The organism is Anaerobacterium chartisolvens, from assembly GCF_003337415.1.
Taxonomy (GTDB): Bacteria; Bacillota; Clostridia; order Acetivibrionales; family DSM-27016; genus Anaerobacterium; species Anaerobacterium chartisolvens.
On record NZ_QPJT01000002.1, the window covers coordinates 56,921 to 70,943 of the forward strand.

Consider the following 14,023-nt stretch of genomic DNA (forward strand, 5'->3'; position numbering starts at 1 on the left):
TTAGGATTTAAGATACGTAAGGTATTATAATTAATGAACAGGGACAAAGGCTTTGTCCCGCTAAACAAGGAGGGCTTTAAAAATGATTTGGAACAAAGAGGCTGAATGTCTTGGCAGAAAGGATATGGAGGCTCTTCAACTGGAGAGGCTAAAGGATGTTGTTAAAAGGGCATATGACAATGTACCCTTCTATAGGTCAAGGCTTGATGAAATAGGTCTTAGGCCGGAGCATATAAAAGCTCTGAAGGATATAGAAAAAATACCCTTTACTACAAAAAACGATTTGAGAGACAATTATCCGTACAGCCTTTTTGCCGTGCCCATGAAAAAAATAGTAAGGCTCCATGCCTCTTCCGGAACAACGGGAAAGCCGATAGTTGTGGGGTATACAAAAAGAGACATGGATAACTGGTCTGAGTCTATAGCGAGGCTGGCGGTGGCTGCGGGAGCGAATGAGGATGACATTGCACAGATTGTTTTCGGCTATGGCCTTTTTACGGGAGGCTTCGGACTCCATTACGGGCTTGAAAGGCTGGGAGCCACTGTGATTCCGGCATCCAGCGGAAACTCCGAGAGACAGATGATGCTTATGCAGGATTTTGGAACCACTATAATAGTGGGTACGCCGTCATATGCACTGTACCTTTCCGAGATAGCAGAGGAAATGGGAGTAACCAAAGGAAAGCATAAATTAAGGCTGGGCTTGTTTGGGGGAGAGGGACATACGCCTGAAATGAGAGCTGAGATAGAAAAAAGATGGGGCATTTTAGCTACTGAGAATTACGGGCTCAGTGAGATAGTCGGCCCGGGAGTTTCGGGAGAATGCTTCCTTCAGTGCGGAATGCATATTAATGAGGATCATTTTTACCCTGAAATAATTAACTCAGAGAGCGGAGAAACTCTCGGCTGCGGAGAAAAGGGAGAGCTTGTGCTCACCACTCTTACAAAGGAAGGAATCCCAATGCTCAGGTACAGGACAAAGGACATTACCATACTGGACCCTGAGCCCTGCAAGTGTGGAAGAAGCACCATGAGGATGCATAAGGTGCTTGGAAGAACCGACGATATGCTTATAATAAGGGGAGTGAATGTGTTTCCTTCTCAGATAGAAAGTGTGCTTGTGGGGATGGAGCATATAGGGCCGCACTATCAGATTATTGTCACAAAAAAGGGCTACATGGATGACATAGAGGTTCAGGTTGAGGTTATAGACGGAACAGTTCTTGAGAAGTTCAGCCAATTGGAGAAAATTGAGAGCACAATAAGGCACAGCTTAAAAACGGTGCTTCAGATAGACGCAAAGGTCAAGCTGGTTGAGCCCAAATCAATTGAGAGATCCGTCGGAAAGGCCAAAAGAGTTATTGACTTAAGAAGCAAATAAAGTAATTTACATTAAAACCTTTATAATTTATAATTTATATTAATGACTTTCAGTATTTATATAGGATACGATAAAGATTTTACAAACATAGAGGATATAATTGCTTACAGAAATTTTTAACTACAACGAAAAGACGCCTTGCGGGGAAATGTCTCACGGGTATGTCATCAGGCGCTTTTCTTAGATGTATTCCTTACGGGTCAAAAAAATTTCTTCCATCAAACTATATCCTCCATGTAAAATCTTTATCGCTACATATATAAATAAAACTTTTAAGGGCGGCAAAAATTGGAGAAATTACTTTTGCAGCTTCTTTATATTACACAGGGGGAAGAAAACATGAAAAAGCTTATGCTTGGCAACGAGGCGGTTGCCAGAGGGGCATATGAAGCAGGGGTGAGTGTGGCTTCAGCCTATCCGGGAACTCCAAGCACGGAAATCACGGAAAATATAGCAAAATATGACGATATATACTCGGAGTGGGCTCCTAATGAAAAGGTTGCCCTTGAGGTTGCAATTGGTTCATCAATAGCAGGAGCGAGGGCCATATGCTCAATGAAGCATGTAGGACTTAATGTTGCGGCAGATCCATTGTTTACCGTTTCCTATTCCGGCGTAAACGGGGGCCTTGTAATAATGGTTGCCGATGATCCGGGAATGCACAGCTCGCAAAATGAGCAGGACAGCAGATTTTATGCAAGGGCCTCGAAGGTTCCCATGCTTGAGCCTTCAGACAGCCAGGAATGCAAGGACTATGTAAAGGAGGCCTTCAGTATAAGTGAGGAATTTGATTGCCCTGTACTGGTAAGGCTGTCTACAAGGATTTCTCACTCACAGAGCACGGTTGAGCTTGGAGAGAGGCTTAATTATCATCTAAAGCCATACATCAAGGATTTTAATAAATATGTAATGATGCCTGCAATGGCCAGAAAGAGGCATTTGGAGGTAGAAAAGAGAATGTCCGCGCTTAAGGAATATTCTGATTCCTCCTCCTTAAATTCCATAGAGTGGGGAGACAAAAGCATAGGAGTAATAACCAGCGGGGTAGCGTACCAGTATGCCAAAGAGGCATTCGGCAATGTCTGTTATCTTAAGATAGGCCTTGTATATCCTCTGCCCGAGAAATTGATTGCACAATTTGCAGGGGAAGTAAAGACCCTCTATGTGGTTGAGGAATTGGAGCCTTTCATAGAAAATCAAATTAAAAAGATGGGTATAAAGGTAATAGGAAAGGAATGTCTTCCTGTTACAGGAGAATTAGGCGCTGAAATTATAAGGGAAAGGCTTTTAGGACAAAAGCCCCCGGCAAATGCTCCCGCAAAGGAAGCAGTCCCTGTCAGACCACCTGTAATGTGTCCCGGGTGTCCTCACAGGGGAATGTTTTATGTTCTTAAGAAGCTAAGGCTCAACGTCAGCGGAGACATAGGGTGCTATACCTTAGGTGCGCTTCCTCCTACTGAGGCTATGGACACATGCATATGCATGGGTGCAAGTGTTGGGGTTGCTCACGGAATGGAAATGGCGAGGGGACGGGATTTTTCAAATAAGACTGTAGCTGTAATAGGGGATTCTACGTTTATACACTCAGGCATAACGGGACTTATTGACGTCGTATATAATAAGGGTAATTCTACAGTAATAATACTCGATAATTCCATTACCGGAATGACGGGGCACCAGCATAACCCCACTACCGGCTTTACAATAAAGGGAGAGCCCACAAAGCAGGTTGATTTAGTTAAGCTGGCACAGGCGGTGGGTGTTGAAAGAGTTCGCGTTGAGGATCCGTTTGACATATCGGGGTTTGAGAGTGCTGTTAAGGAGGAAATTAACGCCGACGGGCCTTCGGTTATTATCTCGCAGCGTCCTTGCGCCTTGTTGAAAAATGTTAAGTTTGAGGGCCCGCTGAGGATTAACGATGCCTTATGCAAAAAATGCAGAAAATGTCTTTCGGTAGGCTGCCCTGCCATAGTCGATAAGGGAGGGTTTATAAAGGTTAATGAGGCATTGTGTGTAGGATGCGGACTGTGTACGAAGGTTTGCAGCTTTAATGCGTTTGAAAAGGCGGGTGACAGTAATGAAAGGGCTTAATATAATGCTGGTAGGTGTTGGCGGACAGGGTACGCTGCTGGCCAGCAGGGTACTTGGAAATGTGGCATTAAAGAGAGATTTTGACGTGAAGGTTTCAGAGGTACACGGCATGTCCCAGAGGGGAGGAAACGTTGTAACCTATGTTAAAATGGGGGAAAGAGTATATTCTCCTCTTGTAGAGGCTGGTGAAGCGGACATAATCCTTGCCTTTGAACAGCTTGAGGCATACAGATGGCTTGAGTATCTTAAGGAAGGCGGAAGGATGATTATAAACAGGCAAAGAATTGACCCCATGCCTGTTATTACAGGAAAGGCGAAATATCCTGAAGGCATTATAGAAAAGATAAGCGAAACCGGTGTGGATATTATTGCCACTGACGCGCTCGAGACAGCTAAGGAATGCGGGAATGCCAAAGCAGTAAATGTAGTGCTTCTGGGAATTTTGGCAAAGTCTACCGATATAGAGAAGGATATTTGGATTGAGGCCTTAAAAGAGGTAGTACCTGAAAGATTTTTAGAATCTAATTTAAATGCCTTTGAAAGAGGGTATAATACTTAAGGCATATAGGGGGGAGTAGATTTATGCAGTATTGGAACAGGACATATGAGTGCATGTCCCGGGAAGAAATGAACAGAGTTCAGACTGAAAGGCTGGCTAATACCGTCAAAAGGATATACCACAATGTTCCGTTTTACAGGGAAAAGATGCAGAAAAAAGGTGTTGAGCCGGGAGACATCAAGACGGTAGAGGACTTAAAGAAATTGCCCTTCAGCTATAAGCAGGATCTAAGGGATACATATCCCTATGGACTGTTTGCCGTTCCAATGAGCGAGGTAGTAAGGCTTCATGCGTCCTCAGGCACAACAGGCAAGCAGATAGTTGTGGGCTATACAAGGAAAGATCTTGATTCGTGGGCAGAGGTTATGGCCAGAACCCTAACCTCCGCGGGTACCACAAAGGAATCCTTTGTTCAGATTGCATATGGCTATGGATTGTTTACGGGAGGGCTTGGAGCGCACTATGGAGCCGAAAGAATCGGAGCCTCTGTAATTCCTATTTCGGGAGGAAACACTAAAAGACAGATCCAGATAATGAAGGATTTCGGCACAAACATCCTTGCATGTACTCCCTCCTATGCTTTGTTTATAGCGGAGGAGCTTGAAGAAGCGGGAATTAAGAAGGAAGATTTGAAGCTCAAGGCGGGTGTGTTTGGAGCTGAGCCGTGGTCGGCCAATATGAGAGATGAAATAGAGCAGAGATTGGGAATAGTAGCTATTGATATTTATGGCTTAAGTGAGATTATAGGACCGGGAGTTGCGACGGAATGTATCTGTAAATGCGGGCTGCATATTCAGGAGGATCACTTTATTCCTGAGATAATAGACCCTGAAACAGAAGAGGTGCTGCCGGAAGGCTGCAAGGGCGAGCTTGTTTTTACAACCATAACCAAGGAGGGCTTCCCTCTTATAAGATACAGAACAAGGGACATATCCTCTCTGACATATGAAAAGTGCGAGTGCGGAAGAACTCTGGCAAGAATGAGCAAGGTTCAGGGCAGAACTGATGACATGCTTATAATAAGGGGCGTCAACGTTTTCCCGTCACAAATAGAGAGCGTTCTCCTTGAGATAGGCGAAACCGCTCCCCACTACCTGCTTATAGTTGACAGGGTGGACAATCTGGACACGCTTGAGGTATGGGTTGAAATGACTCAAGGGCTGTTTTCTGATGAAGTAAGGCGGATAGAGGATTTGGAAAGGAAAATAAGGCACGAAATAGAAAGCACTCTGGGAGTCAGCGCAAAGGTTAAGCTGGTGGAGCCAAAAACCATAGAGAGAAGCGAAGGCAAGGCAAAAAGAGTCATAGACAAGAGGAAATTATAATACTTTTTTATATAAGCAAGGAGGAGAAGAGAATGTTAGTAAAACAGATATCGGTATTCCTTGAGAACAAATCTGGAAGGCTGGCAGAGGTCACAAAAGCCCTTGGACAAAATAATATTGACATAAGTGCGTTGTCAATAGCAGACACAACCGATTTTGGAATTTTGAGGCTGATAGTCAACAAGCCTGAGGAAGCTGAAAAAGTATTGAAGGAGAGCGGCTTTACAGTAAGCGGTACCAATGTAATAGCTATAGCGGTGCCGGATAAGCCGGGAGGGCTTGGAAAAGCACTGGAGGTTATGGAGGCGGAGTCCATAGGCATAGAGTATATGTATGCGTTTATAGGAAAGGCATCTGACGAGGCTCTTGTGATACTAAGGGTTGAAGAACCGGAAAGAGCAATAAAGGTATTAACCGAAAGGAATATTAAGGTTTTATCCTGTCACACTGTTTATGGATTGTAATAAATTTCATAGTGACATCAATAATTTGTATCAGACATAAATTTTAAACTGGCGTATAAATAAATATATAATCTGATACAAGTCTGGTGTGAAGGAAGGGATAATAATTATGGGTAAGAAAATATATCTTTCTGATACGAACAAAAAAATAGGAGGCGTTTGCGGAGGCTTAGGCGAATATTTAGGAATTGACCCTACTCTCATAAGACTTCTCGTTGTAATAATCAGCTTTATGACCGCTATAATGGGAGGGGTTATCGCTTATATAGTGGCATGGGCCATAATACCCCAGCATCCTAAATTTTAAAGCGCAAAAAAATAACGCGTTATGCGTTATTTTTTTGCGCTTTTTATAATTTTCCCATTAGATGCCTCAGCATAAAAAACTTAAGCTTTCCTAAATCTTTTTTTGCCTCCCTTATCAGAGGCTGATGGAAGCTCTGCACAAGCAGCTTGTCCTCATCTGTGATATTTAAAGTGCTATACCTTGAAATTATAAATTTTTTGGTGACCTCTATAAAGCTGTGGGGCTTGGCTAAAATTATATATTTATCTATTCTCTGTGAATACTGTGAGGGGGTTTCGCCGGGACTAATGGCATATCCGCAAAGCGCGAGTATGCTCATATAATACCTGTAAAGCTCAACAATGCCTTCGCGGGGAGGAAGCCTTCTTGCTTTAAACATTTTGAATTTAAGCCTCACAGCATTAATCGCCACAACAATTGCAAAAGCAAGTATAAGCAGTGCAGAAATTCCCACGATGGAATAGAGCATATACGGAGGTGCCTCGTCATTCACTTCCGAGGCAGTATCCATAACCCCCGGGTCAATTACCGAAGATGATTGATCATAGCCCATGATTCTCTTCATATAATCCTCGTATGAGGGGTCAGAAGTCATATCGCCGCTGTATACGGCATTGGAGCCGGTATCAGAATAGAATGCCGATCTAAAGGGAGCTGTGGGTTCAAAGGGCAGCCACCCGAACCCGTCAAAATACACCTCAACCCATGCATGGGCCTGCTCGTTGGTAACTCTATATACAGAATTTTCATCGGCCTGCGGAGGCAGGATAAAGCCCTCCACATACCTTGCAGGGATGCCGAGGCTCCGCACAAGCACGGCCATTGCCGTTGCATAGTAGGTGCAGTATCCCTCCTGGGATTCAAAAAGAAAGCTGTCGACGAAATCTCTGTCTCTGGGCATGGGCTTAGGAGACAGGGTATATATATAATTTGAAGACAGGTATTCCTCTATGGCCTTAACTCTGTCATAATTGTTGAGATATGGAGAGGAGATTTCCAAAGCAAGTGCTTTAACCCGCTCCGGCAAATTCTCAGGCAATTGAAGGTACCTGTCATATACCGCATCGGACATTTCCTTCAAAGCCTGCAGGCGTCTATAATCCAATATTCCTATGACGCCAACCCTCATTCTTGGTATGAGGGAGCGGCGGGCGTAATAATTGAGCTGTCTTTTTAATGTCTGAGACGATATCATCGACGAGGGATCGCTTGTATCGGCATCAAGCATATGCTCAAGATCCGCAAGACTCAAGCTATAGTTTAGATCAACCTCAATATTTTGAGTCTGCGTGCTGTCCCCGGCTTTAAATGCTTTATAGTCATTGCTGTATTTGCGGAAGATATAATCATTTAACAGCTCTGTTCTTGAAAGTATTTCTTCGTACATTCTTGTTCTGCTTTTCCTCAATATATCCTGAAGCTCCCGGTCGGTGCTTTTTACAGTATAGGCAGTCAAGGTATAGGACATATCCTTGTCGGATACTTGGCTCCCCGAAACAATACCGTTATGGTCTACAAATATCTGTGCGGCTTTTTTGCCGGGGAAGCTCAGGCTGCTTGTTTTTAAGGGTGTAAAAATGGATTTGGTCATTAAATTATTATATGACACTTCAATGTTGTCCATATAGAAATAGTTGTCCATAAAAGAAGTGCTATTGGTTAAAAGAATATAGGCCTCATTAAAATCACTGTATTTTTTACGTATATCCTCAGAATTGACAGGGGATTGGTCTTTTTTTAGATCCAGCCAGCTAGAGCCGGTGTATATTTCCCTGCAAGCCCCTTTAAGGTACACCACCCTTGGAGATTTAACCTTCATTACCAGTGTGTTGTCAAGTGTTACTTTACCTCCTAGCCTATCGCTTCTCTGTCCGAAGCCTGATGATTTGATAGAGAAATATTCAAAAGAGCTGTAGCGTGAAAAAGAGTTGCTGAAAAAATTAAATACTGAGTTAACGCCCTTGTCCAGCCACTTTATTTCCAGAGGCTTGCTGCTTGCCGGAAGGCTTATTGACAAAAGAACCGTTATGGCACATACAGGAAAAATCAGTATTGAAAAATAAGAGGAGCTTACATGCTGTCCGGCAGCTCCCGCATATTTGCCGGTATAAATATGCTTTAAATAATAAAGTAGCATGAGAGAAATAAAGAGATAAAAAGAGTTATAGCTCACAAATATATCATAAATCCATTGAATAACGTAGACGGAAAGCCCTCCTGCCAGAAGCATAAAAAAGTTAAACCTTTTTACAGTAAAAATAAATATCAAAAGGGTTATGGGAATGCATATCAGCAAGGTCAGGTACGGCATGTATACGGGGTTTATTACATCCATTCCGTGGGTATAATCGAAAATCCATGAAGAAAACAGGGATATTTGAACCAGCAGGGCATTCAGCCTATGTGACGACACAAGGTATATAATAAAGACAGCAGGAAGTGTTACCAACATTCCGGCGGATATTATTTTGCTGATTTTATTTAAAAAGACAAGCCCGAACAGGCAGCTCATCAAAAATATAAACGGCAGCAGGACATAGGGACTGTAGTCAAATAAAAGCGAAGTAGTCAAAGCATATATAATGCTGAAGCTGAACAATGACGACAGAGCAAAATCCGCAAGTTTTCCCAAAAGCTTTTTTAAATCAACCATAGCTACCTCTCCAGAATAAGTTTTATATCATCCTCAATACCCACCTTGTATGTATTCACGCCTAGCTCGGGAAGGGAGGAAACAATGCTGTCGGCTTCACTGTTGCTTTCGCCGGTCAGCGATTGGGGCGAAACATATATAAGGCTTATTTTGTATCCCAGAAAATTTATTTTATACAGCTCGTTGTAAAGGTCATAATTTATTTTAGATGTAAAAATTATTATATTGGTATTTTTTATTCCTCCCAAAAGATATATTTGAAGCAGGTCCTTAATACCCACGCTCTGGTCGAATTTTATTTTTGAAAGCAGGCTGTAAATGCCTTCAAAATCCCCGGGGTTTTTTGCCTCAACGCTTACTATCTCGGAGCTATAATATACAAAATCAATAGGAAGCCAGTTTTCCAAGCAATAATAGACAATTGACGCGGCGCACTCAATAACCTTATCCTCAATTATTGTACCGGCTTCAAATGAGTAATCGCTTTTTTCGAGGTCAAGAAAAAGAATTGCATTTGTCTGTGTAGTGCTCTGGTAGTTCTTCACATAAAGCTCACCCATCTTTGCCGAAAGCTTCCAGTGAATCCTTTTAAAGCTGTCTCCTCCGGCATATTTCCTGATGCTTGAAACTGTGGACATATCCTCTATGCCTGAGTTTAAGGCTGCGTGTGAGTCCGATAAAAAAACAGACCCTATGTTGAATTTTTCCAGGTGTATTATCCTGGGGTAAATGGTTATATCCTTGCTTTCGGAGAACAAATAGGTAAGCTTGAATATTCCCAAAAGATCTTCTATCTCAAAAGATTTTATTCCTATCGGATAGCAGCCTCTGTATCTGCACTCCAATTTAAAAATAAAGCTGCTTTTTTTAAAAGGGCTTAAGGAAAAGCTCTCAGGCGCAAGCTGATTTGCAAAAAGCGAATCGGCACCGTAAAAATTAACCCTTATATAGGGGTAAAGCATAATATCCTCGTTAGTTATATTTATTGTAAGGCTTACTGTGTCGCCCTTGACAGCAGTCTTTTTATCAAGTGTCTGTAAGAATTTAAAACGCACATATACAATCAGTGTATAAATGAATGACACAATAGGAAGCGATATAACAATGAAAAAAATAGTGTAAGGTATTTTGCCCCCATAAAAATATATAAAAATAAAAGACATTACAAGTAAAGCGGCATAAAGCGCCCTGTTTTTTTTCATATATACCTCAGCGTTTTATATTTAGTCGATTACAGGAACCCTTACCCTGTCTTCAATGGAAAACAGAATATCCCCTGCCGTAATCTTTTTCAGCTTGGCCTCCTGCTTTAAGATAATTCTATGGGAAAGCACAGGTATAATCATCTTTTTTACATCATCGGGAATAACATAGTCCCTCTCATTGTAAAGAGCCCATGCCTGAGCTGCCCTGAAAAGGGACATTGAGCCTCTGGGGCTTGCTCCGAGGGATATGTCGGGATGCCTGCGTGTCTCGGTTACGATATCTACTATATAACTGTTTAAGCTTCTGTCCACATGAATGTCCCTAACGCTCTGCTGAAGCTTTATTATCTCACTGCTGTCGGCTACGGGCTCCAGCTTGTCCAAAGGGTTTGAATGCTGAAATCTGGAAAGCATATAGCTTTCCTCTCCGGGAAGCGGGTAATTTATGGATATTTTCATGAAAAACCTGTCAATCTGAGCCTCGGGAAGAGGGAAGGTGCCAAGGTACTCTATGGGATTCTGTGTTGCAAGCACCATAAAGGGCTTGGGCAGCGTGTAGGTCGTTCCGTCAACAGTCACCTGCCCCTCCTCCATTACCTCAAGCAGGCTGGCTTGAGTTTTGGGAGAAGTCCTGTTTATTTCGTCCGCCAGCACTATCTGGCTCATTATCGCACCTGGACGGTATTCAAATTCACATGTTTTCTGGTTGAAAATAGAAAAGCCGGTTATGTCGGAGGGCAGTATATCGGGAGTAAACTGTATTCTTTTAAAGGATGCGTTAAGGGACTTGGCTATAGAAGCAACGAGGCTGGTTTTTCCGACGCCGGGCACGTCCTCTATAAGTATATGCCCCTTGCATATAAGAGAGATTAATGCAAGCTCAATACAGTTTTTTTTCCCTACCATAACCTTTTCAACATTGTCAATAACCTTTTTAATTACATTCGAAGATTGCTCCATGACGTGACTTTTCCTTTCCGATTAAAGTATTTAGAGACATTATTAAGTTAATATTAACATTTTTGTACTGCAAATAAAAGTGAATATTTTATTAAAATGTATGAGACATTTGTACTATTGAAGAGGATGGCGGAATGTCCCTCTATTTAATAACTAAAATTTCACAAAATTGAACAGTATATATTCAAGAGATTTATATTACCTTGCCCTCGAATGTTGCGCAGGTAAAAAATTTTACAAAAATTTTACGTATAATTAACATAGATAATGATTTAATTACACTTAGTTAATGTATAATTAATATTTGTTGTGTAGTTGAATATTTGCTGTCGAAGAAGATAGAAATTTAAAATATTATAAAGGCTAAGAGCTTCTTATTTAAAGCTTTAATAAGGAGTCGATTAGTAAGGGTGACGAATGGATGATGTTATGTTAAAGTCTGGGCAGAGAGCCAAGATAAAGACAGATGCGGCAGCTCTTTTTTATGGCAGCTTTCAGGCGCTGAGGAATGTTACAATGGATATTGCGGAATGCGCTATTACTGCCATAATTGGGCCGTCGGGATGCGGTAAATCTTCTCTTCTGCGTCTTTTTAATCGTATGAATGACCCAATACCGGGAGTTAGGGTAGAGGGGAAAATTATGCTTGATGGTGTTTCTATCTATGATAAGAATATGGATGTTGTTGCACTGAAAAAAAGAGTTGGTATGGTTTTTCAAAAACCTAATCCCTTTCCAATGTCTGTGTATGATAATATGGCTTTTGGCCCAAGGCATCATGGAATAAAGCAAAGGGCTCGTCTTGATGAGATTGTGGAGAGGAACTTGAATCAGGTGGCTTTATGGGGCGAAGTTAAGGACAAGCTGAAAGAATCTGCGTTTGTGCTTTCCCCGGGACAGCAGCAACGTTTGTGTATTGCCCGTGCATTGGCTGTGGAGCCTGAGGTTTTGTTAATGGATGAATCATGCAGCGCTCTTGATCCGGAATCTACAATGCAGGTTGAGGGGTTAATGGAGGAACTGGCCCAAAAATATACCATTATTATTGTGACTCATAGCATGGAACAAGCGGCAAGGGTGTCTCATATGACTGCGTTTATGATGATGGAGGATGACAGAGCGGGGACATTGGTCGAATACGCTCCAACAGAACAAATTTTTTCTAATCCTAAGGATAAACGCACCGAGGACTATATTACAGGCCGGTTCGGATAGGAATTTTTAAAAGGTGGAGCCGATGGGGATGATAAGTACACCATAGAATTTGTAGTTCTTTAATACATTCTTTTGTAGTTCTTTAATACATTCTTATGAAATGGAGGAAATTAGGCATTGGAGTTTTATGACAGTTAACGATTTTGATGCTTGATTTTTATATGAGATTATGAGGAAAAAGATTATAAAATGCAAATTATTAAGAAGAATAAAAGTTCCTGTCAGCGTAGTGATATTGACCCTTTCTATGGGTACGCTGTCTGCCTGCAGCCAAGCACCGGGCTCAGCGACGATTATTGCGGGCTCAACTTCTGTACAGCCCTATGCTGAGATTCTGGCTGAAGAGTACATGACTTTAAATCCAGACACTGTGATTGATATTCAGGGTGGAGGATCTTCGGCCGGTATTACGGCAACAAAGACACATAGTGCTAATATAGGAATGTCCTCCCGTGCATTGAAGGATGATGAGGAAAGTCTGTGGAATGTAGAAATTGCCAAGGATGGATTGGTATTAATAGTGAACCCTGCGAATCCCATACAAAACCTTACTTCAGAGCAGATTCGCGATATTTATTCAGCTGCAACTACCCACTGGAGTGAATTGGGAGGCTCAAAGTCAAAAATCAATATAATATCGCGTGAAGAAGGATCAGGTACAAGAAGTGCCTTTACCGAGATGGTGATGGGCGATAAAGAGATAACCCCGAAAGCTATAGTTCAGGATTCAAATGGGGCGGTACTGCAATTGGTTGCGGATGACCCCAATGCGATAGGATTTATCTCTTTGGGTTTGATTACGGATCAAGTGAAAGCTTTACATTTAGATGGTGTTGAAGCCACACGAGAAAATATAATGAATAGCAGCTACACACTGTTCAGGCAGTTTTTGTTTGTCACTAACGGTGAGCCTTCGGGGTTAGATAAGAAATTCATAGATTTTAGCCTTTCTTCAGAGGGGCAAAAATTACTGATCAATGAGGGACTTATTCCATCAGCAGAGGGGGTGGGAGAATGAAGGGTTTTAAGGAAAAATTATCTAAGCATGTGTTTCTTTTAATTGCTCTTTCGACTTTATCGGTTCTGGCGCTCATTACTGTGTTTATATTTATAAAAGGTGTACCTATTATTGCTGAGGTTGGTATAATAAACTTTGTTTTTGGGATGAAATGGGCTCCAAGCCAGGGTGCCTACGGTATTTTCCCGATGATAGTGGGATCTGTATCGGTCACTTTGGGAGCAGCAATTCTGGGAGTTCCCATTGCTATTTGCTGTAGTATTTTTTTGGCTGAGTTTGCTCCTGCAAAGCTTAGAAACATATTCAGACCTTCCATCCAGTTATTGGCTGCCATACCCTCAGTGGTATATGGGTTCTGGGGAGTATTGTTCGTTGTACCAATGATACGTAATTATCTGGGAGGGCCGGGCTTAAGCATATTAGCCGGTTCCATCATTTTGGGTATTATGATTTTGCCAACCATCATCAGCATAACCGAAGTATCTCTTCTTGCGTTGCCGCGCCATTATAAAGATGGGGCACTTGCACTAGGGCTTACACATTGGCAAACAATACGTTCATTGCTGTTGCCTGCGGCTAACTCGGGTATTGTTGCCGCCATAATTTTAGGTTTAGGCAGGGCAATTGGTGAGACTATGGCGGTGATTATGGTTCTGGGCAATGCTGTCGCACTTCCTGAATCAGTTCTTGACCCTGTCAGGACGCTGACCACGAATATCGGCATTGAGATGGGATATGCATCTGGCGAACACCAGCAGGCGCTTTTCGCCACAGGCATTGTATTGTTTGTTATTATCATGATTTTAAATGCTACCGCCCAATACATCACGCGAAAGAGATGAGGT

12 protein-coding genes are annotated in these 14,023 nt (G+C 42.1%); 9 read left to right on the plus strand and 3 right to left on the minus strand.

Going from position 1 to position 14,023, the window contains the following annotated elements:
- Positions 1–82: 82 nt before the first annotated feature.
- The 6 genes from DFR58_RS01855 to DFR58_RS01880 all read left to right on the plus strand — a co-directional run bounded on the left by DFR58_RS01855 (position 83) and on the right by DFR58_RS01880 (position 6,127).
- Positions 83–1,381, plus strand: a complete 1,299-nt coding sequence (locus DFR58_RS01855; protein ID WP_114296113.1) for a phenylacetate--CoA ligase family protein — start codon at positions 83–85, stop codon at positions 1,379–1,381.
- Positions 1,382–1,720: 339 nt separating this feature from the next.
- A complete protein-coding gene (gene iorA / locus DFR58_RS01860; RefSeq protein ID WP_114296321.1) occupies positions 1,721–3,472 on the plus strand; it encodes an indolepyruvate ferredoxin oxidoreductase subunit alpha in 1,752 nt (583 codons plus the stop codon).
- Complete coding sequence (locus DFR58_RS01865) at positions 3,459–4,031, plus strand: indolepyruvate oxidoreductase subunit beta (RefSeq protein WP_114296114.1); 573 nt, start codon at positions 3,459–3,461, stop codon at positions 4,029–4,031. Before iorA ends, DFR58_RS01865 begins: the two co-directional genes overlap by 14 nt.
- A gap of 23 nt (positions 4,032–4,054) precedes the next feature.
- A complete protein-coding gene (locus DFR58_RS01870; RefSeq protein WP_114296115.1) occupies positions 4,055–5,356 on the plus strand; it encodes a phenylacetate--CoA ligase family protein in 1,302 nt (433 codons plus the stop codon).
- 32 nt (positions 5,357–5,388) lie between these two features.
- The gene (locus DFR58_RS01875) at positions 5,389–5,820 is read left to right on the plus strand and encodes an ACT domain-containing protein (protein WP_114296116.1); all 432 of its coding nucleotides are present in this window, start codon (positions 5,389–5,391) and stop codon (positions 5,818–5,820) included.
- Positions 5,821–5,929: 109 nt separating this feature from the next.
- Positions 5,930–6,127: a PspC domain-containing protein gene (locus DFR58_RS01880; RefSeq protein ID WP_114296117.1), complete on the plus strand. Its 198-nt coding sequence runs from the start codon at positions 5,930–5,932 to the stop codon at positions 6,125–6,127.
- A gap of 43 nt (positions 6,128–6,170) precedes the next feature.
- Here DFR58_RS01880 and DFR58_RS01885 read toward each other — a convergent pair whose 3' ends face one another.
- From DFR58_RS01885 to DFR58_RS01895, 3 genes are read right to left on the minus strand one after another with little or no spacing between them, the layout of a single operon-like run.
- Positions 6,171–8,780 carry a transglutaminase-like domain-containing protein gene (locus DFR58_RS01885; RefSeq protein ID WP_207659094.1) on the minus strand — a complete coding sequence of 870 codons (2,610 nt, stop codon included), beginning with the start codon at positions 8,778–8,780 and terminating at the stop codon, positions 6,171–6,173.
- A gap of 2 nt (positions 8,781–8,782) precedes the next feature.
- Complete coding sequence (locus DFR58_RS01890) at positions 8,783–9,982, minus strand: DUF58 domain-containing protein (protein ID WP_114296118.1); 1,200 nt, start codon at positions 9,980–9,982, stop codon at positions 8,783–8,785.
- Positions 9,983–10,003: 21 nt separating this feature from the next.
- On the minus strand, positions 10,004–10,945 hold the full coding sequence (locus DFR58_RS01895) for an AAA family ATPase (protein ID WP_114296119.1): 942 nt from the start codon (positions 10,943–10,945) through the stop codon (positions 10,004–10,006).
- A 417-nt stretch (positions 10,946–11,362) separates the two neighbouring features.
- Between DFR58_RS01895 and pstB the strand changes: the two genes are divergently transcribed.
- From pstB to pstC, 3 genes are all read left to right on the plus strand, one after another.
- The gene (gene pstB, locus DFR58_RS01900) at positions 11,363–12,160 is read left to right on the plus strand and encodes a phosphate ABC transporter ATP-binding protein PstB (protein ID WP_114296120.1); all 798 of its coding nucleotides are present in this window, start codon (positions 11,363–11,365) and stop codon (positions 12,158–12,160) included.
- A gap of 169 nt (positions 12,161–12,329) precedes the next feature.
- The gene (locus DFR58_RS01905; protein ID WP_114296121.1) at positions 12,330–13,178 is read left to right on the plus strand and encodes a phosphate ABC transporter substrate-binding protein; all 849 of its coding nucleotides are present in this window, start codon (positions 12,330–12,332) and stop codon (positions 13,176–13,178) included.
- A complete protein-coding gene (gene pstC / locus DFR58_RS01910; RefSeq protein ID WP_114296122.1) occupies positions 13,175–14,020 on the plus strand; it encodes a phosphate ABC transporter permease subunit PstC in 846 nt (281 codons plus the stop codon). Before DFR58_RS01905 ends, pstC begins: the two co-directional genes overlap by 4 nt.
- Positions 14,021–14,023: the final 3 nt, after the last annotated feature.